The sequence below is a fragment of the Paenibacillus sp. FSL M8-0142 genome, assembly GCF_038597315.1.
Classification (GTDB): domain Bacteria; phylum Bacillota; class Bacilli; order Paenibacillales; family Paenibacillaceae; genus Paenibacillus_AQ; species Paenibacillus_AQ lactis.
The window spans coordinates 4,272,978-4,295,832 of record NZ_CP152008.1 but is presented as its reverse complement, the minus strand read 5'-3'; the positions used below and the strand labels follow the sequence as shown (position 1 = coordinate 4,295,832).

Below are 22,855 nucleotides of genomic sequence, written 5' to 3'. Positions count from 1 at the left end.
TCAAACGTTCGCACGGCGCCGTTTCATGTATCGGTAAAGAGCCAGACCGGAAGCTGCTGCCAGCATAATGGCTGCTGCTAGCAAGGCGAACAGAAGAGGCCGGTCTGCGAGGCCGCTTCCGAGCCAGGCATACAGAACTATTGCAGGGATCTTGCCGAGCGCCGAAGCGGCCGTAAAGGTCCAGAACGGAACCGAAGCAACCCCGGCGTATAGGTTCACACCCATCTGTGGGATGATCGGAAGCAGCCGTGCCAGGAATACCGCCCGAAAGGGATGCCGCTCCACGGCTTCCGTAAAGGCGTGCAGCATCTTATACTTGCCGAGCAGGCGCCTGCCGGATTCCCGGTACAGCGTCCGAACTCCAAAATAAACGATGCAGGCCACCGCCGTCGTACCGAGCCATGTAACGATCGATGCCCATACAGGACCATAAGCGTATCCGAGCAAGGCAATGACGGCTTTATAGGGGACGATGGGAATCAGGGCCAGAAGAGCGGCCAGCAGCGTCATAAGCGGGAGGGAACGGTTCTGCTGAAGCCAATCCAGCAGCTCGTGGCGGAACGCAAGACCGGCTGCGAGGATTCCGGCATAAATCGCGGGAATCATCCATCGGCTCCATGTTTTCATAAATGTATAACCTCGCTTTAACAGACAACAGGAATAGGAATATGATAACAAACAAATGGACGGACCGAAAAGCTAATGCCAGTAAAAGAAGAAATCATCTCGGGGACCTTCCTGTCGCGGACGGCTGATCCCTTAAAGTGGCGGCTGGGAAGCATAAGGTAATTACGAAATCGATTTAAACCCCCGCTTTGTTTACATGGCCTTGAAGCGTTATAATGTCCTCATGATGTAGAAGGCGGCCATGGGCATGGCTGCTTCTCGGGTGAGGAGGAGAGAGAGAATGGATGCTGAAGGAAAATCCATGGAAGACCGGATCGTGGAATCCTACCGGCAGGACGAGGATATGATGATCCTTGTGTTTGCGCAGTGGTGCGTCAATCACGGCCTGGATCCGGCGGAGCTGTACCGGAAGGCGTATCCCGGACAGCCGGAGAACGAACGGCTGGGCCGCGTCCTGGAGCTGACGGTGCCGAAGGAGGAGGCTGGGGATATCCCGGACCAGACGGTTCTTGGCGTGCTGTCGATGTACGGCAATGACGACTTGGCAGCGGTCGTTGCCGAAGCGGCGGCAGCGCGGGACGCTCGGCCGTAAATCGCAGCCCTTGAGGGACGATAGCGCGTTTCTCGTCTATGTAACTAAAATGGAAGGACCGGCAAGGAGCAAATCCTTGGCCGGTCCTTTTTGTGTCGCTCGCAATCGATCGCTGCTTTAAGTCGGCGTCCGGCTGTTCATCCGGAACTGCTTCGGCGATTGGCCGAATCGGGAGCGGAACACCCGGTGAAAATAGGTGTAGTTCGCAAAACCCGACGTTTCAGCGACGTCCTCCAGCGACAGCGGGCTGAATACGATTCTCTCCTTGGCCATGTTCAGGCGGACATCCATCGTATACTGCATGATGGTGGTTCCGAAGGTTTCCTTGAAGAGGTGCACGGCTCGGGAAACGCTGATGCCCACATGCGCGGCGACGTCCTCCAGCTTGAACATGGAGGATGCGTTCTCTTCAATATAATTTTTCATGCGGTAGGCCAGATAGGTCTTCGGCGTGGTGGTCGGCTGCTCGGAGAGCAGGCGGTCGACCTCCAGGCAGAGAATTCTAGCCGTGTAGTCCGATATTTCCGGATAAGGGTTCGAGACCCGGCGCTGCTCCAGAACGATCTGGCGGAACAGGCTCAAGTACCGCTCTTCGATCGGGACGCGGATTTTGGAAGGACGCTTCTTCGATTTCCACCAGGCATCCGCCCAAGGCCCCTTGAAAAAAATATGATAATCTCCGCTCTCAATCGTCAGCTCTCCCATGGCATTGACTTCATCGTCAATACGGAGCTCGTAGAATTGGCCCGGAGGAAAAATCAGCAAATCGCCGGCTTCGACGAGCGCAAGCTCGTCATCAATGCGGGCCCGGCAGCGGCCGTCGGTCTGCCACCGCATCAGGTAGGTATCAAATCCGTCCGGCATCGTCATGTTAAAGGGCTTGCGATGAAATGAAAAATCGGCTGCTACGACTTGGTTCGTTAAATTGGAATCCATTGCTTACGTCCCCTTCTGAATCACACAAAGAAATGAAGAAAATAATGACCAGATTGTTCATGTTTCGATCATATTATTCATTTTAAACGAAAGCATTAAAGAATACCATGGTACTAGTCCGGGGCACATCTTACACTCAAGGAGTGACATCGATGAACAAAATGAAAGCAGGCATTATCGGCTGCGGCAACATCAGCGGCATTTACTTCACGAACTTGAAGAACAGCCCGTGGATCGAGATCGTGGCATGTGCCGATTTGATTATGGAGAACGCGAAAGCGAAAGCGGAAGAATTCAACATCCCGAATGTTTATACCGTCGAGGAGATGCTCGCACAGCCCGACATTGAATTTATTATCAATCTGACGATACCGGCCAGCCACGCGAATGTGGATATCGCCGCTTTGGAAGCGGGCAAGCATGTGTACAGCGAGAAACCGCTGGCCATAACGCTGGAGGAAGGCCGGCGGGTGCTGAACCTTGCCGATCAGCGGGGGCTTCGCGTTGGCTGCGCGCCGGACACGTTCCTTGGCTCCGGGGTTCAAACAGCCAAGGCGGCTATTGAGTCCGGAAAGATCGGACGGCCGATCGCCGCTACGGCATTCATGATGGGATCCGGGCCGGAAGCCTGGCACCCGAACCCGGAATTTTTCTATGCTGCGGGCGGAGGCCCGATGATGGATATGGGACCTTACTACGTATCGGCATTGGTCGAGCTGCTTGGTCCTGCACGCCGTGTCAGCGCTTCGACCGGCATCCAAATCCCGGATCGGACGGTTGGCTCGGGCCCGCTTCAAGGCAAGCCTATCCACGTGCAGACGCCGACGCATTTGGCGGGAACGCTTGATTTTGAGAACGGTGCCATCGGCACGATGATCACAAGCTTCGATATCTTCGGCGGTTCTAATCTGCCTTGGATCGAAATTTATGGAACCCAGGGCACGCTCAGCCTTGGCGATCCGAACTTCTTCAACGGCGAAGTGAAGCTGAAGAGACACGGCTCGGACGCATGGGAAGTGCTGGAACCGGTCTTTGAATGCGGCACGAACGAGCGCGGGCTTGGCATCAACGACATGATCCAATCGATTCATGAGCAGAAGGACCATCGCTCCAGCGGCCGTATGGCCTATCATGTGCTGGAGATTATGCAGTCGTTCCAGCAGTCCTCGCTCGAAGGAAGACATATCGTTCTGAAGAGCACGTACCGTTACGGCAGCCTTCCGGCTCCACAGCAGGCCGAATCCGCCGAATAACGGCCTGAAAGGCTTAGGACCATGATATGGTTTGCTTCATCCAGGAGGGCCGATGGTCCCTTTGTGTCCAATGAGTCCATCGTGAACTGGAATCCCGGCCCATCATCCTGTACACTTGGTCATGAAGCAAGCATATAAGCTTATGAAGGCGCATGCGCGAAAGAGCTTCACCCGCGCAATCACCGAATGTAGGCGTTACACCATCGCTATCATTATTTTCTAAGATGAATTCACAGGGGAGGAAACGGACATGTCGAAAACATTACGAATCGGTATTATCGGCTGCGGCGGGATTGCCAACGGCAAGCATATGCCAAGCTTGAAAAAGCAGGCGCAGGCCGAGATGGTTGCCTTCTGCGACATTCTGGTCGAGCGTGCCGAGAAAGCGGCTGCCGAGTACGGCGCTGAAGGAGCCAAAGTCTATTCCGACTACCGGGAGCTTCTGAAAGACGAAAGCATCGACGTTATTCATGTATGCACGCCGAATGATTCCCACTCCGAGATCACGGTAGCGTCCCTGGAAGCCGGCAAGCACGTGATGTGCGAGAAGCCGATGGCGAAGACCGTTGCCGAGGCGAAGCTGATGCTGGAGGCCGCGGAGCGTACGGGCAAGAAGCTGACGATCGGTTATAACAACCGTTTCCGCAACGACAGCATGTATCTTAAGGGAATCTGCGAGAATGGCGAGCTTGGCGATATCTATTACGGCAAAGCGCTTGCCCTTCGCCGCCGCGCTGTTCCGACCTGGGGCGTATTCCTTGATGAAGAGAAGCAAGGCGGAGGGCCGCTGATCGATATCGGCACCCATGCGCTTGACTTGACGCTGTGGCTGATGGACAACTACAAGCCGAAGAGCGTGCTCGGTTCGACCTTCCACAAGCTGGGACAGCGCGAGAATGCAGCCAACGCCTTCGGTCCTTGGGATCCGAAGCAATTCACGGTCGAGGACTCCGCATTCGGCTTCATCACCATGGAGAATGGCGCAACCATCCAATTGGAATCCAGCTGGGCGCTCAACGTGGTGGAATTCGGGGAAGCCAAGACGATTCTTGCCGGCACGGAAGGCGGCGCCGATATGCAGGACGGCCTTCGCATTAACGGCGAGAAAATGAGCAGACTGTACGAAACGAAAATCGACCTGAACGCCGGCGGAGTGGCATTCTATTCCGGCACCAGCGAAAGCGATGCCGATCGTGAAGCGAGAATGTGGCTTGAAGCGATCATCGAAGACAAGGATCCTGTCGTTAAGCCGGAGCAAGCCTTCGTGGTCACGCAAATCTTGGAAGCTATCTATGAGTCGGCGAAGACCGGCAAAGCGGTTTACTTCGACAACTAAGTTCTAAATGATCACCACATACTTAATACTTTTTGAAAAAACAGGAGGTATACAATGAAACTAGGCGTATTTATGGTATTGCTGAGCGGACGTAAATTTGAGGATGCACTGGATTACGTGGCTTCCAAAGGCCTGAAGGCGGTTGAGATCGGCACGGGCGGATACCCGGGCAATGCTCACTGCAATCCGGCCGAGCTTCTCGAGAACGAAACTGCGCTGAAAAACTTCAAGAATGCCGTAGAATCCCGCGGCTTGATCATAAGCGCGCTCAGCTGCCACGGCAACCCGCTTCACCCACAGAAAGCGGTAGCAAAGGAGTTCCATGACGTATTCGTTAAAACCGTTGAGCTTGCAGAGAAGCTGGAAGTACCGGTCGTTAACACCTTCTCGGGATGTCCGGGGGACCACGAGGATGCCAAATATCCGAACTGGCCGGTAGCCCCGTGGCCTAATGATTATCAAGAAATTCTGACTTGGCAGTGGGAGAACAAAGTCATTCCATACTGGACCGAGTGGGGTAAATACGCTTCTGACCGCAACGTAAAAATCGGACTCGAGCTTCATGGCGGATTCTCCGTGCATACGCCGGGAACGCTGCTCCGCCTTCGCGAGGCGGCAGGTGAAGTGATCGGGGCGAATCTTGATCCGAGCCATATGTGGTGGCAGGGCATCGATCCTGTTCAAGCGATCCACATTCTGGGACGCGCCGGAGCCATCCATCACTTCCATGCGAAGGATACCAGCATTGATCCGATCAACGTGAACAAACACGGATTGACCGACATGCAGTCCTACGCGAATATGCTGGACCGCGCTTGGCAGTTCCGCAGCGTCGGCTTCGGGCATGATGTGAAGGAATGGGCCGATATGATGAGCGCCCTTCGCCTTGTCGGATATGACTACGTGGTGAGCATTGAGCATGAAGACGGACTGATGTCCGTTGAGGAAGGCTTCTCCAAAGCCGTGCAAAACCTTCAGCAAGTGCTGATCGAAGAGCCGCTTGGAGAAATGTGGTGGGTCTAACATCGTACAGCAGCAAGCGAATACGCAATTAGGGGGAACAGCAGCATGCTTAATGTAACCATTTGGAATGAGTTCGTACACGAGAAAATCCACGATGAGGTCCGCACCGTATACCCAAGCGGGATCCAAACGGCTTTGGCGGAGGGTCTGCAAAATCCGGATTTTATCATCCGCACGGCAACGCTGGATCAGCCGCAGCACGGATTGACGGATGATGTACTGGACTCAACCGATGTGCTGTTATGGTGGGGGCATATGGCTCATGACCAGGTCAGCGACGAAATCGTCAGCAAGGTCGTCAAGCGGGTATTGGACGGTATGGGGCTGATCGTCCTGCATTCGGGACATTTTTCGAAGCCGTTCAAAGCCCTGATGGGAACAAGCTGCGATTTGAAGTGGCGCGAGGCGGGAGAGCAGGAAATCATTTGGAGCGTGAATCCGACGCATCCGATCGCTGCGGGCCTTACAGGTCCGATCATCATTGAGCATGAGGAGATGTACGGGGAATTCTTCGATATTCCGGCACCGGATGAGCTGGTCTTTGTCAGCAACTTCGAAGGCGGCGAGGTATTCCGCAGCGGGTGCACGTTCAAGCGCGGCCACGGGAACATTTTCTACTTCCGTCCAGGGCATGAGACGTATCCGACCTACTACAACCCTGAAGTGCTGAAAGTCATTACGAACGCGATCCGTTGGGCTTACTCCACAGCAGGCAAGCAGACATTCGGCAACAGTCAGCCGGTTCGTCCGCTGCCGGTGCTGGCATAAATCCCGATCATCGCAAAACGAGCCGAGCAAGGCATCTGCCTTGAACGGCTCGTTTTCTACTTTATAGCCGAAGTGATGCCATTCATTTTTTTATGGGTAAAGGATACAATATACTGAAGCATGGGGTATTTTAAATACTAGGTAGAATATCGAAATTTCACGCATCGCGGATGAGAGTGCAAGGGAGGGGATGACGGATGAAGGATACCCGAAGCGCGCCTGTAAGTCCGGAGACGATCGCCTTATGCAGATCCAGGCTTGCGCATGAGCCTGTCGAAGGATTTTTGCTGGGGAGTGGGGCCGTGCCGGCCAAAGTCATGTTCGTCGGGGAAGCGCCCGGGGCTACCGAGATTCAGGAAGGCATGCCTTTTACCGGCCAAGCCGGCCGGGAGATGGACGCCTATTTGGAGCGGCTGGGTCTCTCCCGCAGCGAGGTCTATATTACAAGCACGGTAAGGAGCCGACCGTTCAAGGAACGCATCATCACCCGGGCTTCCGGCGAAAGGGTGGTCAGCCGTTCGAACCGAACGCCCACGAAAGCCGAAATCTTGGCCCATGCGCCGATTCTGGACGAGGAAATCCGTTTGGTTCGCCCGCAATTCCTGATCCCGATGGGGAATATTGCGCTGCACCGGTTGATCGGGAGCCATGAAACCGTCACTTCGCTGCACGGGAAAATGATCGAAGGGCCCGTTCAGCAGGCGGCAGAACGTGACAATCCCGCTGCCGGCTATCGATTTTCGCTGGAAACCTATAACATTTTTCCATTGTTCCATCCGGCTGCCGTCCTGTATAACCGAAAATTGTCCCGGACCATCGAATCCGATCTGGATATTTTGGCACGGATATTAACGGAATAAGTGCTGAATTTATGGGAAAAAGGGGCCAGGTGGTTTTCAGCTTCCCGAAAATGTGTTAAAATGAAACATACTAACTAATCGTAAGTTTTTCGATCTCACGATAAACGAATAACTTTTTGAACACAAGGTGACTTCGTAAAGAGGTGAAAGGATATGGAAGTTACAAACATTTCGCTGTGTCCCCGCTTTGAATCCGCGTTTTCTTTTCTGGGTAAACGGTGGAACGGATTGATTATCCAGACGTTGATGAGCGGTCCGAAGCGTTTTAAAGACATCTCCAATCTGATTCCGTCCATGAGTGACAAGATGCTGTCGGAGCGGATGAAGGATCTGGAATGCGAAGGAATTTTGATTCGTCATGTGTACCCCGAAACGCCGGTTCGTATTGAATACGAGCTTACGGAGAAAGGCAAAGCGCTTCGCCCGGTCATGGAGCAGATTGCTTCCTGGGCTGAACAATGGGTCGAGAAATGATCCATCGGCGGCGTTCCCATCACTAGCGGAACCCTGACATGAGAACAACTCATATCAGGGTTCTTTTTTTATTTAATATCAGATCTATAAACGTTCCGGAGGATTTGCTGGCTGATATCACAAGAGAAACGACCGCGAAACGCGGTCTGTCTCCTTTGAGCGTGCGTCGGTAGACGTTATTCTTATGCGGCTAGATGGGGGATTGGAAAGAAAAAAACGGGAAAACCTAACCGGACATGCACCAACCCCGCCGTTCGTTTATATGATGTCAGTAGATCCGCTTGACGCCAGTCGAAGGAGGCGATCTTAATGATGGAACGCGGTTATATTTCCTATTTTCAATATGGACAAGAAGACATCGCCGAGCTTGCAAACGCTTCGCTCAAGGTTAGGCATATTGTGGAGAAGACTCGCCATATGCTGGGCCAGCATGCCGTTGAGGAGCGGTTGACGGTTTTAAAAGGAACAAGCCCAGATCAACCCGGACGGAGCGGAGAGGGTGGAGGCATGTTTCAGAAATGGGTGAAGGGTCCGCGCGGCTGGAAATTTATCGATTATGAGAAGTACGGCGTGCAGATCGGAGACAGACTGGAAGGCAGCGGGGCGAGGCGATTGCTGCAGATGCTCATCTGGTCGCATTATGAAAATATCCTCATGCTGCATCCGTTTATAGGCGGGGAGCCCTTTTATGACGGAGAGGAGCTTGAAGTGATCGGCAAGTATTTCGTGCCTACGTACAGCAGTGCAATTCCCTTCTTGCAGAGCGGGAAAGCATTTAAGGCGATCCGGGCGGGGATTCCGCTGTATCAGGAGCTGATTCCCGCACCGGTGGTCATCGCCGGGGCCCAGGGGGAAGAGCTTGCAGGCAATTGGGTGACCGGAGTGAACCTGAACGCTGCCGGATATGCGGGGATTATGCCCTATTTGAAAACGAACGGAAGACGGGAGTTCATGGAAGCCCGCATGATATAGGCATTCGAAAGGATGAAACCTTGCCTTCCTGTTGAGGCGGGGTTATTTTTGCTGAGTATTAAAAATTTTAACTAAGAGTGTGAAATATATCACAAATAATTCGGGCATAAGACGATATAATCAATTTGAAAGGATTGGATGGGGATAACGCAACAATACAGTGTGGGAGGAATAACCATGCCAGCAGCAAAAAAACAAAAGCTAGTGGTCATCGGCAACGGGATCGCAGGAATCAGCACGGTCGAGCAAATTTTAAAGCTTAGCGGGGCATTCGATATTACCGTGATCGGCCAGGAGCCGCACCCGAATTACAACCGGATTATGCTCTCTTATGTGCTTGAAGGCAGCAAAACGCTGGATGACATCGTCTTGAATGATTGGAAATGGTATGAAGATAACGGAATTACGCTGCATACGGGAACAAGCGCGCAGCGGATTGATGAAGCCGCCAAGGTTGTCATGACGGACAACGGGATGGCTGTTCCCTATGATCATGTCATAATCGCAACGGGATCCAAGCCCTTCATATTGCCGGTACCCGGCAGCGACAAAGAAGGCGTTATCGGCTTTCGAAATATCGCCGACTGCACCCGGATGCTTCAGGCAGCGAAGACGTACCGGAAAGCTGCGGTCATCGGAGGGGGATTACTGGGATTGGAGGCTGCCAAAGGCCTCGTGAGTCTCGGCATGGACGTGACCGTTGTGCATCTGATGAACGATCTTATGGAGAGCCAGCTCGATTCCGTGGCGGCGCAGATGCTGCAGCATGAGCTTGAGCAGCAGGGCATCCGCTTTTTATTAGGAAAACAGACGGTTGAGGTATTGGGGGATACGCGGGTAACCGGTCTTCGTTTCAAGGACGGCGATGAGCTGGACGCGGATTTGGTCGTCATGGCTGTCGGCATCCGTGCCAATACGGAGGTAGCGCAGGCGAGCGGGATCGAGGTCCGGCGGGGCATCGTCGTGGACGACCATCTGCGAACTTCGATGCAGGATGTGTACGCCGTCGGCGAATGCTGCGAGCACCGCGGCGTATGCTACGGGCTTGTTGCGCCGTTATTCGAGCAAGGACAAGTGCTGGCCAAGCGGTTATGCGGCGTGGACACCCCTCCTTATGAAGGGTCGATTGTGTCGACCAAATTAAAGGTTAGCGGAGTAGACGTATTCTCGGCCGGGGAATTTATCGAGCAGCCGGAGCATGACGTTGTTCTCGCCAAGGATGATTGGAAGAAAACCTATAAGAAAATCCTGCTCAGGGACGGAATGATCGTTGGTGCCATTTTGTTCGGGGATGTGAGCGAATCAGCCAATCTGCAGTCTTTGATACGAAAAAAGGCGCAGATGACCGACGACATCTATCACTCGATCATGGGCGGCGGCTGTGCCGGAAAAGGGGCGGACGCAGCGACGCGCATCGCGCAAATGCCTGACGACGAAATCGTGTGCGGCTGCAACGGCGTGACAAAGAAAGCAATCGTGGACGCCATCACGGTTCAGGGAATGACCACCGTGGATGAGATCAAGGCATGCACCGGGGCGACGCGGTCTTGCGGCGGTTGTAAGCCTGTGGTAGAGCAGATTCTCCAGAGCGTATTGGGAGACGGCTTTACGACGGCAGCCAAGCAGGGAATCTGCCCGTGCACGACGCTCGACCGGGATACCATCGTTGCGGAGATCCGGGCCAAAGGCTTGACCACCACGAAAGAGGTCATGCATGTTCTGGATTGGAGCAATCCGGAAGGGTGCTCGAAATGCCGTCCGGCGCTAAACTACTATCTGACCATGCTGAACCCGCTGACGCACCGGGAGGAGCGCGAGTCGAGGTTCGTGAATGAGCGGATGAACGCCAACATCCAGAAGGACGGCACGTATACGGTTGTCCCTCGTATGTACGGCGGCGTGACAACTCCGGAGGCGCTGAAGAAAATTGCGGACGTATCCTTAAAGTATAATGTCAAGGTCGTCAAGGTGACGGGAGGACAGCGTCTGGACTTGGTCGGCGTCAAGAAAGAGGACTTGCCGAAGGTGTGGGAGGAGCTGGATATGCCTTCCGGTTATGCCTATGCCAAATCGCTCCGGACCGTCAAGACCTGCGTCGGCTCGCAATTTTGCCGATTCGGCACGCAGGACTCGATGGGAATGGGCGCTTACCTCGAACGGAAGTTCGAGCGGCTGGACTTTCCGGCCAAATTCAAAATGGCGGTGAACGGATGTCCCCGCAACTGTGCCGAAGCTTGCACGAAGGACATCGGCATTGTAGGCAATGACGGCGGCTGGGAAATCTTTGTCGGCGGCAACGGGGGAACGAAGGCGCGGCTCGCTGATTCGTTCTGCAAGGTGAAGACCGATGAAGAGCTGATCGAAATATGCGCAGCCCTCATGCAGTATTACCGAGAGACGGGAAATTATCTGGAGCGGACTTCGGAATGGGTCGAACGGCTTGGTCTTGAGGCGATTCGCGAGGCGGTCCTTCATAACACGGAACAGCGCAAGGAGCTCGTGGAGCGAATCGAGCTGGCGTTGTCGCAGCTGTCGGATCCTTGGAAAAAAGTGCTGGAAGATGACAAGCTTCGGGATGTATTGTACCGCGACGTGCAGCCGGTCGTCGCGACATAGCCGCGGCGATTCGGGCGAGTCCGGCATGGGGCGAGTAACTTGAGTACACTAGCGCTTATCGCCCCAGACATTCCCGTTGAACCCTTGGTTCGGTATCCGGGTGAGCAGGGCCATGCAAGCAGGTCTATACCGCTGCCTGCACTCGGCCAAACGCCGGATCAGCGTCATGGCCTCGTGCTCGATCAGACCTGGGGGATGGGTTAATCGCAGTTGAAGCACCGGATTGACGTAAGAAACGCGTCGCATGTTCCGGCGCAGCAGAATGTTATAAGTTTTTTATAGAGATGTTTCACAGTTGCATGGGTCTTCGGAATATTGGTCCGGCTATTCGTGCTCATGCATACATGGCAAACGTTGTACATGGAGGTTGATCCTATATGGAAAGTAGTCAATACGTAGTTATCGGGCAGGCTGAGGATTTTCTGCCCCAGATCGGCAGGGTCGTAAGGGTCGGCGAGCAGGAGATCGCCGTCTTCCGGACCTCCGATCATCGATGGTTCGCGCTGGACAACAACAATCCGCACCCGAAAGGGGGCCCGCTGGCGGAGGCAATACTGTCCGGGCATTATATTTACGACCCGCTGTACGATTGGAAAATCGAGCTGGTGACAGGTAACGTTCAGGCGCCCGATTCAGGGAACGTGCGAACCTATCCTGTCCGGGAACGGGAAGGAAGGGTCGAGCTTTGCCTCACGAAGCGGTAATTCTCCATCGCATCATCAAACCGACAGAATAAGAGGTGTTGTCCCATGTTCGCAAGCGACGTGGAAGCCGTCGTCCAGACAGCGGTCAAGAAGAAAGAAATGATGAATGAAAGTCTGCTGCGCTATATCGTCTCAACCATGCTCGCCGGCGCCTATGTCGGCATCGGCATTGTGCTGATATTTAAGCTGGGGGCTCCGCTCGCCGCGGATGGCTCGCCGTTTCAATCTCTCGTTATGGGGGCTGCGTTCGGCATCGCGCTGACGCTGGTCGTATTCGCCGGATCGGAGCTTTTTACCGGCAATCATATGGTATTCACCATGAGCACGTTATCCGGAAAAACAACCACCCTGGATACGCTTAAAAACTGGGGGATCGTGTTCATCGGTAATATAGCAGGGGCAGTGCTGCTTAGTTATCTGGTTGCGGCCACCGGTCTTTTCAAGGGCATTCCGGCCGATCACCTCATCTTTACGGCAGCAGCTAAGAAAATGAACGACCCGTTCATGGAGCTGTTTTTCCGGGGAATCCTGTGCAACTGGCTGGTTTGCTTGGCCATCTGGACGGGCATGAGAGCGAAAAACGAGGTCGCCAGACTGATCTTGATCTGGTGGTGCTTGTTTGCCTTTATTGCTACGGGCTACGAGCACAGCGTTGCAAACATGACGCTGCTTACACTTGCCAATATTCTGCCGGGACATCCGGAGACGGTGTCTGTCGCCGGCTGGATCAGCAACATGATTCCGGTAACGCTCGGCAATATTGTTGGGGGCGGGCTGTTTGTCGGCAGCGCGTATTGGTTTATTTCAACTCCGAAAGGAAGCAAGAAGCAGCAAGCTTCAGGCTAAACGAAAATACCGGGTTTTTAAAAAGCAGCCTCAAGTATTTCAAACAGTCACTTGTAGTATAACAAAAGTAGAAGTAATCAAAGTGCACCAAGGGTTTAAAGCAGGCCGAATCTGATATTTTCTATTGCGTCTCATATAAACATCCGGTAACGAAAAAAAGCGGACTCTACGCCAAAGGGCGGGGTCCGCTTTTGTATGCAGTGCAAAGTGCGCAGCCCTGCCCGTCTCTTGCCTTGAAGTCCCTCGCGGCAGAAGATGTCAGGCAGGATTGCTGCGCGTAATGTCCTCCAAATCCTTACCGGTGTTCCACCAGGTCAATCGCACCCAGCACGACATGGGCCAGTCCGAAGCCAAGAATACCGGTTGCGGCAAGTTTATACTTGCTGCAAAGCAGAGCGGCGCCTGAAGCAGAAACTACAGTTCCGAGAACAGCAGGAATCAAACCTTCACGCATGCGTTACACTCCCTTTGAAATGGTTTTGGAAAGACAGGGATTATTGTGGGCAAAGACAGGCAGATTATGCACGGCGGTGGGGATGGGAGGATCGAAGAGGGGGGAGCGCCAGTGAACAAGTCCCGAAAGGGGACTTGGGGGAGCGTAAAGCGCGCCACAGGCGCAAACAAGTCCCGAAAAGGGACTTGTGGAGGTGAAATGTGCGCCAGAGGAGCAAACAAGTCCCCAAAAGGCATGAGCGTTGCATAAATCTTTACATCTGCAAGCACTTGGATGAAATCTGAATAAGAACAATTAATTTACAGTTGTTTTTTCGAGAATTACACTAAAAGATCCAACACTTCTTAAATGTAGCTACGTTTTCCCATAAAATGTATTTTGTGCAAGATTTTCGTTTCCTAAGTCACTTTGCTTGTTTTAAAAATGCCAACGCTCGTTCGTAATTCAGGTACCTTCCTTGGTGCACCGCGTGGCTTTCCAGAAGTTGTTCGCGTAGGTGCTCGAAACAGAGCGTTCAAGAACTGGGACCACGGATGATACATGTGAATTCGAAACAATTCAAGGACACGCCAAACGCTTTTCTTGGTTTCTAGACGTAGCTGCATATACTGTGCCAGCACGTAAGCGATCAGCGCAAGGTAAATCTGGTTCCATATCGCTTGCGGCTTATAGCTGTGCAGTTTTTTTAGGCGCAGATGCTGCTTTATCCATTTAAAGAAAAGTTCAATAAGCCATCGGCATTTGTAGATATGAGCTACTTCTTCGGCCGTTATGTCCTGTCGAGAGGTAAGTAGGCGATAATAGCGCCCCTGCTCATCATAAAACTCTACGAGCCGGACTCGTTCCTTCATCTTGCGCCAACCGCTACCTACGTTCACAAGAGCATCTCGTGTGATCGGACTTCCTGGAGGGATTTCTCGTTCCTCCACAACATGGATTGAGGTGCGATCTCTCATTCGCATGACAAATTGAATGCCGCGCTCCATCCAGTTATCCATGTTTTTGTAGCTATCATAACCACGGTCCATGACATAAGTTGCCGCCTGCTCGGTGACCAGTTCGACCGCCCCGGCTCGGTCGCCTACGTTTAAAGTCGATGGGATGACAGCGTCCGGATATACCACTTCGGGTGAAGCGGCTACGAGCCGCACATGCAGCTTTACCCCGCTGGAGGTATGCGAAACTCTGGCCCAATCCCCAAGTACCAAGGGGAGTGTGATTTTCGACGAATCAATGAGTGCCAGAGGTCCAATGGTTGAAGAAATGCCCTGCTGGTGAGCCGTCAGCTTCTGGACACGGGCAACGCTATGGAGAAAAAGCATGTGCAAGATTTCCGTCGGGATTTCGCTGAGTTTCCGTGACAATTGGGCTGCGCTGATGCTGGGCAGATCGAGGATGGACCGAATTTCAGAGTGTGCATAAATTTGTTCTTCCATCTCGATATAGCTTTGCCAATGGTTGAGCTGAGCCAGAATGAAAATGAGAATGCTTTTGTTGATGGTGAGCTTCTTGGCGTAGCGATCGGCATGAAGGAGTCGATCGTGTACATCCAAAGGCAGTAAAGAAAGCAGTTGACGAACGACAGTGTTTTGGGTTACGTTATCCATGGTTTGGACTCCTTTTTAGAGGTCGTGGACAACGTGCTACGTCTTCTAAATTAGGAGCCTTTTTTTGTTTTGTCCATGAAAAAGATACAGGTAGTTACAGAAATAGTAACTTCAGCAAAAGTTGTGATAGGTTTTATGCAACGCTCATGCCCAAAAGGGACTTGTAGTGGCGCAATGAGCGCCAGAGGAGCAAACAAGTCCCCAAAAGGGACTTGTGAAGGCGCAATGCGCGCCACAGAAGCAAACAAGTCCCGAAAAGGGACTTGTAGTGGCGCAATGCGCGCCAGAGAAGCAAACAAGTCCCCAAAAGGGACTTGTAGCGGTGGAATGCGCGCCAGAGGAGCAAACAAGTCCCCAAAAGGGACTTGTAGTGGCGCAATGCGCGCCAGAGGAGCAAACAAGTCCCCAAAAGGGACTTGTGAAGGCGCAGCGCATGCCACGCAGGGTGACCAAGTCACCCTAGATCCGGCAGATTTCCTTCGGACACAGCTCGCAGTGGCAGATTTCCTGCAGCATCGACAAGTCTTTAATGACGATCAGCCCGCCTGCATACTCGATCGCTTCTTTTTTGCGGAGATCGCTTAGCATGCGGTTGACACTCTCGCGCGTGGCTCCGATCATGTTCGATAGGTCCGTATGGGTAATTTTTTTGTTGATCAAGGTGCTTCCGTCAGCCTGCTCCTGCCCGTACGTATTGCCAAGACGGATCAGCGTCGAGCACAGCGCCCCTGGTTTGCCGTACATCATCAGATCCCGAAATTTGGTCTGGGTAATCCGGTGGTGGACGCCCATCCACTTCATGAAATCAATCGCGAAGTCGCAATGCTGGCAAACCAGCAGCTCCAGATCCTTGTTCTCGATGACGCCGACCACGCTGCTTTCCAGCACTTCAGCCGAGTAGCTGTGGTTGCTGCTGATGAATGGATCGGCATGCCCGATCAGATCACCCGGATGATACATATATAGAATAAGCTCTTTGCCTTCATCGGTCGTTTTCGTTAATTTGATCCGTCCCTGCTTTACATAGTAAAGCTTGTCGGCCAAGTCGCCTTCCCAGAACAAATGCGAGCCTTCAGGTAGTGCGCGTTCCTTCATGGTAACCAGCAGACGGTTTCGATTTTGTTCCGAGAAGCACTGGATATTCCCTAAGCTTTCTAGTTCTAAAACGTTGTCTACAGTATTCATGTCGGTATCTCCTAACATCTTTAAATTTGATCAGTTCAATCTTGAATGATTTGTTACCTCCATTATAACGTGAAAAAAATCACTTGAAAGGGTATTTGGGAGGAAAATAGTGGCGATTTTTCAAACTTTGTGATCTAGTTCACGTATAGGGAGGATCCTCTTAACCTTTTCTCGGCCTTGGGCCACTCCGGTCGCGACAGATATCGGATAGCCAATTCCGAAGAGGATGTCATGAATCATAAAAATATATAGCCGAACCAATATTATGTGAAATAATTCACATAATATTATGAGACGCTATGTTACGATCGAACCGTAGACAACAGAAACCAATAAACAACCGCGAAAGCAACCAAACAGAAAATCATGGGAGGATGAGAGAGATGGCTGTAAGCAAAGCATCTGGAGAAACCAAAGCATCCGCAGAAACCAAAGTCAAAGAACAAACGGCTGAACAATACGTACAGGGCTTAATCGACCGGGCGAACCGGGCTCAAGCGCAGTTTATGGAGCTGGACCAAGAACAGGTGGACCGAATCGTGCATGCGATGGCGATGGCCGGGCTCGAGAAGCATATGCAGCTGGCAAAAATGGCGGTCGAAGAAACCGGACGCGGCGTATACGAAGATAAGATCATCAAAAACCTGTTTGCAACAGAGTACATCCATAACAGTATTAAATACGACAAAACGGTGGGCGTGATAGAGGATAACCCGTACGACCAGTTCCAAAAGATCGCCGAGCCGATCGGGATCATCATGGGGATCACCCCCGTAACGAACCCTACCTCAACCACCATCTTCAAAGCACTGATTTCGATCAAGACGCGCAACCCGATCATTTTCGGATTCCATCCGTCGGCACAGGCATGCAGCCGGGAGGCTGCTGCCATTTTGCTGGAGGCCGCGCGTAAGCATGGAGCCCCGGCGGATTGCATTCAATGGATTGAGGAGCCGTCCATGGAGAAGACCCATGCTTTAATGCATCATCCGGACGTGGCGTGCATATTGGCAACCGGCGGTTCCGCCATGGTAAAAGCGGCCTACAGCTGCGGCAAGCCGGCACTCGGCGTCGGTCCGGGAAACGTGCCGTGCTTTATCGAGAAGTCGGCGGATCTCGACCAGGCCGTGAATGACCTGATTTTATCGAAGACGTTCGACAACGGGATGATTTGCGCGTCGGAGCAGGCTGTCATTATCGAGGAGCCTGTGTTTGAGCAAGTGAAGAAGAAAATGATGGCGGCCGGCTGCTATTTTATGAACAAGGAAGAAACCGTGAAGCTGTCGGCTAAGGCCATGATATCCGACAAATGCGCGGTCAATCCGGCGATCGTCGGTCAGCCGGCGGTTAAGATTGCCGAGCAATGCGGCCTTGATGTCCCGGCAGGCACCAAGATTCTGGTAGCCGAGCTGGACGGCGTTGGGCCGGGCTATCCCCTGTCCGCGGAGAAGCTGAGCCCTGTGCTGGCGTGCTACCGTGTCAAAAACGCGCAGGAAGGCATCAAACGTTCGGAGGAAATGGTCGCCTTCGGAGGGATGGGACATACGTCCGTCATTCATTCGCATAATGAGGATGTGATCCGGGCGTTCTCGAGCCGCATGAAAACCTGCCGCATTCTGGTGAACCAGCCGTCCTCGCAGGGCGGAATCGGGGATATCTACAATACGAATCTTCCATCCCTGACGCTGGGGTGCGGATCGTATGGCCGCAACGCAACCTCTTCCAACGTAACGGCCGTTAATCTGATCAACGTGAAAAGGGTGAACCGCAGAACCGTGAATATGCAGTGGTTTAAAGTCCCGGATAAAATATACTTCGAAAAAGGCTCCACCCAGTATCTTGCCAAAATGCCGGGCATATCGCGCATTGCCATTATCACCGACCCGATGATGGTGAAGCTCGGGTACGTGGAGCGGGTTGAGCATTACTTGCGGCAGCGAAGAGCGCCCGTAGCGATCGAGGTGTTCTCGGAGGTCGAACCGGATCCTTCAACGACTACGGTTGAACGGGGAACCGAAATGCTGAACAGGTTCCAGCCGGACTGCATCATTGCTCTCGGCGGCGGTTCGCCGATGGATGCGGCGAAAGCGATGTGGCTGTTCTATGAGCACCCGGATGCCGATTTCAAAGATCTGAAGCAGAAATTTATGGATATCCGCAAACGGGTGTATAAGTATCCGAAGCTTGGCCAGAAAGCGAAGTTCGTTGCCATTCCCACCACATCGGGCACAGGCTCGGAGGTCACGAGCTTCGCCGTAATCACGGATAAAGTTTCCGGGCACACCAAATACCCGCTAGCCGATTACGAGCTGACGCCGGATGTGGCGATCATTGATCCGGAATTTGTCTACACGCTGCCGAAGACCGCCGTCGCCGACACCGGCATGGACGTGCTGACGCATGCCATCGAAGCCTATGTCTCGATCATGGCGAACGATTATACGGATGGGCTTGCCATCAAGGCCATTCAGCTCGTATTCCAGTATCTGGAGCAATCGGCGCTTACCGGCGACAAGCTGGCCCGGGAAAAAATGCATAATGCCTCGACGCTGGCCGGCATGGCCTTCGCCAATGCGTTCCTGGGCATCAACCACAGCCTTGCGCATAAATGGGGTGGTCAGTACCATACCGCACATGGCCGGACGAATGCGATCCTTATGCCGCACGTCATCCGCTACAATGCGAAGAAGCCGACAAAATTCGCCGCTTGGCCGAAATATACCCATTTTGTGGCTGATCAGCGGTATGCCGAGATCGCTCGGATTCTCGGTCTGCCGGCTAGGACGACGGAGGAGGGCGTCAATAGTCTGATCCTTGCGATTCGGGAATTGAATGCCAAGCTCGGCATCGAAGAATCGTTCCAGCAGCTTGGCATTGATCCACAGGATTTCGAGAATCGCGTCGACGAGCTAGCCGACCGTGCGTTTGAGGACCAGTGTACGACGAGCAATCCGAAGCTGCCGCTCGTGTCGGAGCTTGCGGATGTATATCGCAACGCGTTCTATGGACGGTTTTAACCATACGAGACGAAGGGTAAGTAGACCCTAGAGGGATGGATGCAGCCTTCTGCCGGCCACGTCAGCCTATAGCAGAAGGCTGCATATTTGTTTCCAACCCCGGCCTGCAAATTCGGGTGATAAAAGTCACGAAAAGCTGCATCCTTGTGACTTATATCACAGATGTAAAGATCCACCAGGGTTACAATAAGGGTGTACAAAATAAGCGAGATGAATCTCGGATCTTTACAAATGCAGCTTGCGGGCAAAAGACGGAACCGGCGCGCCTCAATTAGTGAAATAAATCACATTTGAGGGCTTGAATCTGAAAGCCAGAGACTTCCCGCGGTGCGGAGGGTTCCCGGCGTATTGCCGCAGGCCGCAGCTTAAAACTAGGAGGGATTCGAAATGTCGGTGATGGAGCAGTATGCAGGCTGGAGAGGTTTTAAGTCAGGGAAATGGAATAGGAGAGTCGACGTCAACGATTTTATTGCCAGAAACATAACGCCTTATGAGGGGAACGAGGAGTTTCTTGCCGGGCCGACGGATAACACAAAGGCTCTCTGGGACATCGTATCCGATTTAACCCGCAGGGAACGTGAGGCCGGAGGGGTGCTGGACGTTGATGTGAATACGCCGTCGACGATCACCTCCCATCAGCCGGGATATTTGGACAAAGAGAAGGAGAAGATCGTCGGACTTCAGACCGATGAGCCGTTCAAGCGCTCGATTCAGCCGTTCGGCGGCATCCGGATGATGATTGACGCATGTAATGCGTACGGCTTTGAAATGCCGCAGGGCATCGTGGATATGTTTACCCATATCCGCAAAACCCATAACCAGGGTGTGTTCGATGCATACACTTCCGAAATGCGGGCAGCGCGCAAAGCCGGAATCATCACCGGCCTTCCGGATGCTTACGGACGCGGACGCATTATTGGGGACTACCGCCGAGTGGCCTTGTACGGAGTCGACGCGCTTGTGCAGGATAAGCTTAGGGAGCTGGCCGAGCTTGAAGTGGACGCGATGGATGAGCCGGTTATCCGTCTGCGCGAAGAGCTGTCGGAGCAGATCCGGGCGCTGAAAGAACTGAAGGAAATGGCGGCCATGCACGGTTATGACATCTCCAAACCGGCCAATACGGCGAAGGAAGCGTTCCAGTGGCTGTATTTCGGCTATCTGGCGGCGATCAAGGAACAGAACGGGGCCGCGATGTCGCTTGGCAGGGTATCTTCCTTCCTTGATATTTACATCGAGCGCGATCTCGCCGAGGGCAAGCTGACGGAAGAGACGGCTCAGGAGCTGGTGGACCATTTTGTCATGAAGCTGCGTATCGTAAAATTCCTGCGTACGCCGGACTACAACGAACTGTTCAGCGGAGATCCGACTTGGGTGACGGAATCGATCGGCGGCATGTCCGTAAACGGCGTTACCCGCGTGACGAAGAACAGCTTCCGCTTCCTGCATACCCTGTATAATCTGGGACCTGCTCCGGAACCGAACCTGACTGTCCTATGGTCCGAGAAGCTGCCGGAAGCCTTCAAGAAATATTGCGCCAAGGTTTCGATCGAAACCAGCTCGATCCAATACGAGAACGATGATCTGATGCGCCCGATTTACGGGGATGACTACGGGATCGCCTGCTGCGTTTCGGCGATGCGAATCGGCAAGCAAATGCAATTCTTCGGCGCAAGGGCGAACTTGGCCAAAGCGCTGCTATATGCCATTAACGGCGGCAAGGACGAGAAGAGCGGCGCCCAGGTCGGCCCGGAATATCCGGCGATCACGGCCGAGGTTCTCAGCTACGACGAGGTCATGAAGCGGTTCAAGCCGATGATGGAATGGCTGGCGAAGCTTTATATGAATACGCTGAACGTCATCCACTATATGCATGACAAATACAGCTATGAACGGATCGAGATGGCGCTGCATGACCGGGATATTTTACGGACGATGGCATGCGGGATCGCCGGCCTGTCCGTAGCGGCGGATTCGCTGAGCGCCATCAAGCACGCGAAGGTTAAGCCGATTCGAAATGAGCAGGGGATTGCCGTGGATTTCGAGATCGAGGGGGACTTCCCTTGCTACGGCAACAACGATGACCGGGTGGACAGCATCGCGGTGGAGCTGGTGGAATCGTTTATGAGCATGATCCGCAAGCACAAAGCATACCGGGATGCCATGCCGACGCAGTCGGTGCTGACCATTACGTCGAACGTCGTCTACGGGAAGAAAACGGGAACGACGCCGGACGGTCGCAAAGCGGGCGAACCGTTCGCGCCAGGGGCGAATCCGATGCACGGCCGCGACAAGAAGGGAGCGCTCGCCTCGCTGACGTCGGTTGCAAAGCTCCCGTACGAGGACAGCCTCGACGGTATCTCGAATACGTTCTCGATCGTGCCGAAGGCGCTGGGCAAGGACGCCGATACCCGCATCCGCAATCTCGTAGCGATGCTGGACGGATACTTTGGCGATGACGCCCACCACTTGAACGTCAACGTATTCGACAGAGAGCAGCTGATCGACGCGATGGAGCATCCGGAGAACTACCCGCAGCTGACGGTGCGCGTATCCGGATATGCGGTCAACTTCGTCAAGCTTACCCGCGAGCAGCAGCTGGATGTCATCAACCGGACCTTCCACGGTTCGATGTGATGATAGGCGATAAAGGCATAATACGAAACTTGGCCGGTAGAGCCGGAATACGAGCAGCGGGAGAAAGTCCCGGATGACTAAGCGGATACAGAAAGGATGATGCCCCATGCTGAAAGGCCATGTACACTCCATAGAAACGTTCGGAACGGTGGACGGTCCGGGCATCCGCTTCGTGCTCTTCATGCAGGGCTGCCTGTTAAAATGCCAATACTGCCATAACCCGGACACGTGGGGGTTGCACGAAGGTCAGGAGATGACGGTGGAGGAGGTATGCCGGGAGATCGAGCCGTATTTAAGCTATTACCGCGGTTCAGGCGGAGGGCTGACGGTTTCCGGCGGGGAGCCGACGCTGCAATACCCGTTCGTGGCCGAATTGTTCAAGGAAGTGAAGAAACGCTGGAACTTGCATACGGCCTTGGACAGTAACGGGTACAACGAACCGGATAAAATTGCGGAGCTGCTGGATTATACAGACCTTGTGCTGCTGGACCTTAAGCATATTCGCGACGACAAGCATATCGCGCTTACAGGCAAATCCAATGAGCGCACGCTGAAGATGGCCAGATGGTTGTCGGACCACGGAAAAAAGATGTGGATCAGGCATGTATTCGTTCCGGGCATCCACGACGAAGAGGAAGATCTTGCCGATCTGGGGCAGTTTATACGCACGCTTAAGGGCGTGGATAAATTCGAAATCCTGCCGTATCACCAAATGGGCGTGTACAAGTGGAAGGAGCTTGGGATGGCCTATCCGCTGGAAGGCGTGCCTTCGCCGACAGAGGAGGAAGTGGCGCGCGCATACCGGTTGATTGGAGAAGTTATCTGAGGTGCTGCTTAGTCCGGTATCCCTTTATAGCAGAATTAATGCCACATAATGTGTTAAGATAAATGACAGTGACCTTTCCTGAATATGGAAAGGTCACTGTTTTTTGTGGAAGATTTTATCCCTAA

20 protein-coding genes are annotated in these 22,855 nt (G+C 53.3%); 15 read left to right on the top strand and 5 right to left on the bottom strand.

Going from position 1 to position 22,855, the window contains the following annotated elements; genetic code table 11:
• A complete protein-coding gene (locus NSQ46_RS19890; protein WP_034275202.1) occupies nucleotides 1–627 on the bottom strand; it encodes a TVP38/TMEM64 family protein in 627 nt (208 codons plus the stop codon).
• Between the two features lie 280 nt (nucleotides 628–907).
• On the opposite strand from NSQ46_RS19890, the gene NSQ46_RS19885 reads away from it, so the two are divergent.
• Nucleotides 908–1,219, top strand: a complete 312-nt coding sequence (locus NSQ46_RS19885) for a hypothetical protein (protein WP_028407300.1) — start codon at nucleotides 908–910, stop codon at nucleotides 1,217–1,219.
• A 117-nt stretch (nucleotides 1,220–1,336) separates the two neighbouring features.
• Here NSQ46_RS19885 and NSQ46_RS19880 read toward each other — a convergent pair whose 3' ends face one another.
• On the bottom strand, nucleotides 1,337–2,155 hold the full coding sequence (locus tag NSQ46_RS19880) for an AraC family transcriptional regulator (RefSeq protein WP_007133082.1): 819 nt from the start codon (nucleotides 2,153–2,155) through the stop codon (nucleotides 1,337–1,339).
• Between the two features lie 152 nt (nucleotides 2,156–2,307).
• On the opposite strand from NSQ46_RS19880, the gene NSQ46_RS19875 reads away from it, so the two are divergent.
• From NSQ46_RS19875 to NSQ46_RS19825, 11 genes are all read left to right on the top strand, one after another.
• On the top strand, nucleotides 2,308–3,408 hold the full coding sequence (locus NSQ46_RS19875) for a Gfo/Idh/MocA family oxidoreductase (RefSeq protein WP_028407298.1): 1,101 nt from the start codon (nucleotides 2,308–2,310) through the stop codon (nucleotides 3,406–3,408).
• A 250-nt stretch (nucleotides 3,409–3,658) separates the two neighbouring features.
• The gene (locus NSQ46_RS19870; RefSeq protein ID WP_007133080.1) at nucleotides 3,659–4,744 is read left to right on the top strand and encodes a Gfo/Idh/MocA family oxidoreductase; all 1,086 of its coding nucleotides are present in this window, start codon (nucleotides 3,659–3,661) and stop codon (nucleotides 4,742–4,744) included.
• Between the two features lie 54 nt (nucleotides 4,745–4,798).
• Entirely contained in the window at nucleotides 4,799–5,767 is a 969-nt protein-coding gene (locus NSQ46_RS19865; RefSeq protein ID WP_007133079.1) for a sugar phosphate isomerase/epimerase, read from the top strand.
• A gap of 45 nt (nucleotides 5,768–5,812) precedes the next feature.
• Nucleotides 5,813–6,535: a ThuA domain-containing protein gene (locus tag NSQ46_RS19860; protein WP_342574456.1), complete on the top strand. Its 723-nt coding sequence runs from the start codon at nucleotides 5,813–5,815 to the stop codon at nucleotides 6,533–6,535.
• A gap of 197 nt (nucleotides 6,536–6,732) precedes the next feature.
• Nucleotides 6,733–7,395 (top strand): uracil-DNA glycosylase, encoded by a 663-nt coding sequence (locus tag NSQ46_RS19855; protein WP_007133077.1) that lies wholly within the window; start codon nucleotides 6,733–6,735, stop codon nucleotides 7,393–7,395.
• A 153-nt stretch (nucleotides 7,396–7,548) separates the two neighbouring features.
• Entirely contained in the window at nucleotides 7,549–7,869 is a 321-nt protein-coding gene (locus tag NSQ46_RS19850) for a helix-turn-helix domain-containing protein (protein ID WP_007133076.1), read from the top strand.
• Between the two features lie 309 nt (nucleotides 7,870–8,178).
• The gene (locus NSQ46_RS19845) at nucleotides 8,179–8,841 is read left to right on the top strand and encodes a hypothetical protein (RefSeq protein ID WP_007133075.1); all 663 of its coding nucleotides are present in this window, start codon (nucleotides 8,179–8,181) and stop codon (nucleotides 8,839–8,841) included.
• A gap of 177 nt (nucleotides 8,842–9,018) precedes the next feature.
• On the top strand, nucleotides 9,019–11,457 hold the full coding sequence (gene nirB / locus NSQ46_RS19840) for a nitrite reductase large subunit NirB (RefSeq protein WP_342574455.1): 2,439 nt from the start codon (nucleotides 9,019–9,021) through the stop codon (nucleotides 11,455–11,457).
• Between the two features lie 39 nt (nucleotides 11,458–11,496).
• Nucleotides 11,497–11,661: a hypothetical protein gene (locus NSQ46_RS19835; protein ID WP_341033882.1), complete on the top strand. Its 165-nt coding sequence runs from the start codon at nucleotides 11,497–11,499 to the stop codon at nucleotides 11,659–11,661.
• Nucleotides 11,662–11,834: 173 nt separating this feature from the next.
• Nucleotides 11,835–12,161 carry a nitrite reductase small subunit NirD gene (gene nirD, locus NSQ46_RS19830; RefSeq protein WP_341033881.1) on the top strand — a complete coding sequence of 109 codons (327 nt, stop codon included), beginning with the start codon at nucleotides 11,835–11,837 and terminating at the stop codon, nucleotides 12,159–12,161.
• A gap of 45 nt (nucleotides 12,162–12,206) precedes the next feature.
• Nucleotides 12,207–13,007: a formate/nitrite transporter family protein gene (locus tag NSQ46_RS19825; protein ID WP_341033880.1), complete on the top strand. Its 801-nt coding sequence runs from the start codon at nucleotides 12,207–12,209 to the stop codon at nucleotides 13,005–13,007.
• Nucleotides 13,008–13,302: 295 nt separating this feature from the next.
• Here NSQ46_RS19825 and NSQ46_RS19820 read toward each other — a convergent pair whose 3' ends face one another.
• The 3 genes from NSQ46_RS19820 to NSQ46_RS19810 form a co-directional block, all read right to left on the bottom strand.
• On the bottom strand, nucleotides 13,303–13,461 hold the full coding sequence (locus NSQ46_RS19820) for a hypothetical protein (protein ID WP_007133071.1): 159 nt from the start codon (nucleotides 13,459–13,461) through the stop codon (nucleotides 13,303–13,305).
• A gap of 398 nt (nucleotides 13,462–13,859) precedes the next feature.
• Nucleotides 13,860–15,068, bottom strand: a complete 1,209-nt coding sequence (locus NSQ46_RS19815; protein WP_342574451.1) for an IS4 family transposase — start codon at nucleotides 15,066–15,068, stop codon at nucleotides 13,860–13,862.
• 459 nt (nucleotides 15,069–15,527) lie between these two features.
• The gene (locus tag NSQ46_RS19810) at nucleotides 15,528–16,253 is read right to left on the bottom strand and encodes a Crp/Fnr family transcriptional regulator (RefSeq protein WP_007129684.1); all 726 of its coding nucleotides are present in this window, start codon (nucleotides 16,251–16,253) and stop codon (nucleotides 15,528–15,530) included.
• A gap of 383 nt (nucleotides 16,254–16,636) precedes the next feature.
• On the opposite strand from NSQ46_RS19810, the gene adhE reads away from it, so the two are divergent.
• The 3 genes from adhE (at nucleotide 16,637) to pflA (ending at nucleotide 22,730) form a co-directional block, all read left to right on the top strand.
• The gene (gene adhE, locus NSQ46_RS19805) at nucleotides 16,637–19,270 is read left to right on the top strand and encodes a bifunctional acetaldehyde-CoA/alcohol dehydrogenase (RefSeq protein WP_342574450.1); all 2,634 of its coding nucleotides are present in this window, start codon (nucleotides 16,637–16,639) and stop codon (nucleotides 19,268–19,270) included.
• Between the two features lie 387 nt (nucleotides 19,271–19,657).
• Nucleotides 19,658–21,904: a formate C-acetyltransferase gene (gene pflB, locus NSQ46_RS19800; protein WP_007129686.1), complete on the top strand. Its 2,247-nt coding sequence runs from the start codon at nucleotides 19,658–19,660 to the stop codon at nucleotides 21,902–21,904.
• Between the two features lie 106 nt (nucleotides 21,905–22,010).
• Complete coding sequence (pflA, locus tag NSQ46_RS19795; protein WP_007129687.1) at nucleotides 22,011–22,730, top strand: pyruvate formate-lyase-activating protein; 720 nt, start codon at nucleotides 22,011–22,013, stop codon at nucleotides 22,728–22,730.
• Nucleotides 22,731–22,855 lie beyond the last annotated feature (125 nt).

Bases quoted from the DNA above. Each gene is read 5' to 3' on its own strand.
- NSQ46_RS19890 (WP_034275202.1), bottom strand. From the start codon at position 627: ATGAAAACATGGAGCCGATGGATGATTCCCGCGATTTATGCCGGAATC.
- adhE (WP_342574450.1), top strand. From the start codon at position 16,637: ATGGCTGTAAGCAAAGCATCTGGAGAAACCAAAGCATCCGCAGAAACC.
- NSQ46_RS19855 (WP_007133077.1), top strand. From the start codon at position 6,733: ATGAAGGATACCCGAAGCGCGCCTGTAAGTCCGGAGACGATCGCCTTA.
- NSQ46_RS19865 (WP_007133079.1), top strand. From the start codon at position 4,799: ATGAAACTAGGCGTATTTATGGTATTGCTGAGCGGACGTAAATTTGAG.
- NSQ46_RS19875 (WP_028407298.1), top strand. From the start codon at position 2,308: ATGAACAAAATGAAAGCAGGCATTATCGGCTGCGGCAACATCAGCGGC.
- NSQ46_RS19845 (WP_007133075.1), top strand. From the start codon at position 8,179: ATGATGGAACGCGGTTATATTTCCTATTTTCAATATGGACAAGAAGAC.
- NSQ46_RS19820 (WP_007133071.1), bottom strand. From the start codon at position 13,461: ATGCGTGAAGGTTTGATTCCTGCTGTTCTCGGAACTGTAGTTTCTGCT.
- NSQ46_RS19860 (WP_342574456.1), top strand. From the start codon at position 5,813: ATGCTTAATGTAACCATTTGGAATGAGTTCGTACACGAGAAAATCCAC.
- NSQ46_RS19870 (WP_007133080.1), top strand. From the start codon at position 3,659: ATGTCGAAAACATTACGAATCGGTATTATCGGCTGCGGCGGGATTGCC.
- NSQ46_RS19880 (WP_007133082.1), bottom strand. From the start codon at position 2,155: ATGGATTCCAATTTAACGAACCAAGTCGTAGCAGCCGATTTTTCATTT.
- nirD (WP_341033881.1), top strand. From the start codon at position 11,835: ATGGAAAGTAGTCAATACGTAGTTATCGGGCAGGCTGAGGATTTTCTG.
- NSQ46_RS19810 (WP_007129684.1), bottom strand. From the start codon at position 16,253: ATGAATACTGTAGACAACGTTTTAGAACTAGAAAGCTTAGGGAATATC.
- nirB (WP_342574455.1), top strand. From the start codon at position 9,019: ATGCCAGCAGCAAAAAAACAAAAGCTAGTGGTCATCGGCAACGGGATC.
- NSQ46_RS19815 (WP_342574451.1), bottom strand. From the start codon at position 15,068: ATGGATAACGTAACCCAAAACACTGTCGTTCGTCAACTGCTTTCTTTA.
- pflB (WP_007129686.1), top strand. From the start codon at position 19,658: ATGTCGGTGATGGAGCAGTATGCAGGCTGGAGAGGTTTTAAGTCAGGG.
- NSQ46_RS19885 (WP_028407300.1), top strand. From the start codon at position 908: ATGGATGCTGAAGGAAAATCCATGGAAGACCGGATCGTGGAATCCTAC.
- NSQ46_RS19825 (WP_341033880.1), top strand. From the start codon at position 12,207: ATGTTCGCAAGCGACGTGGAAGCCGTCGTCCAGACAGCGGTCAAGAAG.
- NSQ46_RS19850 (WP_007133076.1), top strand. From the start codon at position 7,549: ATGGAAGTTACAAACATTTCGCTGTGTCCCCGCTTTGAATCCGCGTTT.
- pflA (WP_007129687.1), top strand. From the start codon at position 22,011: ATGCTGAAAGGCCATGTACACTCCATAGAAACGTTCGGAACGGTGGAC.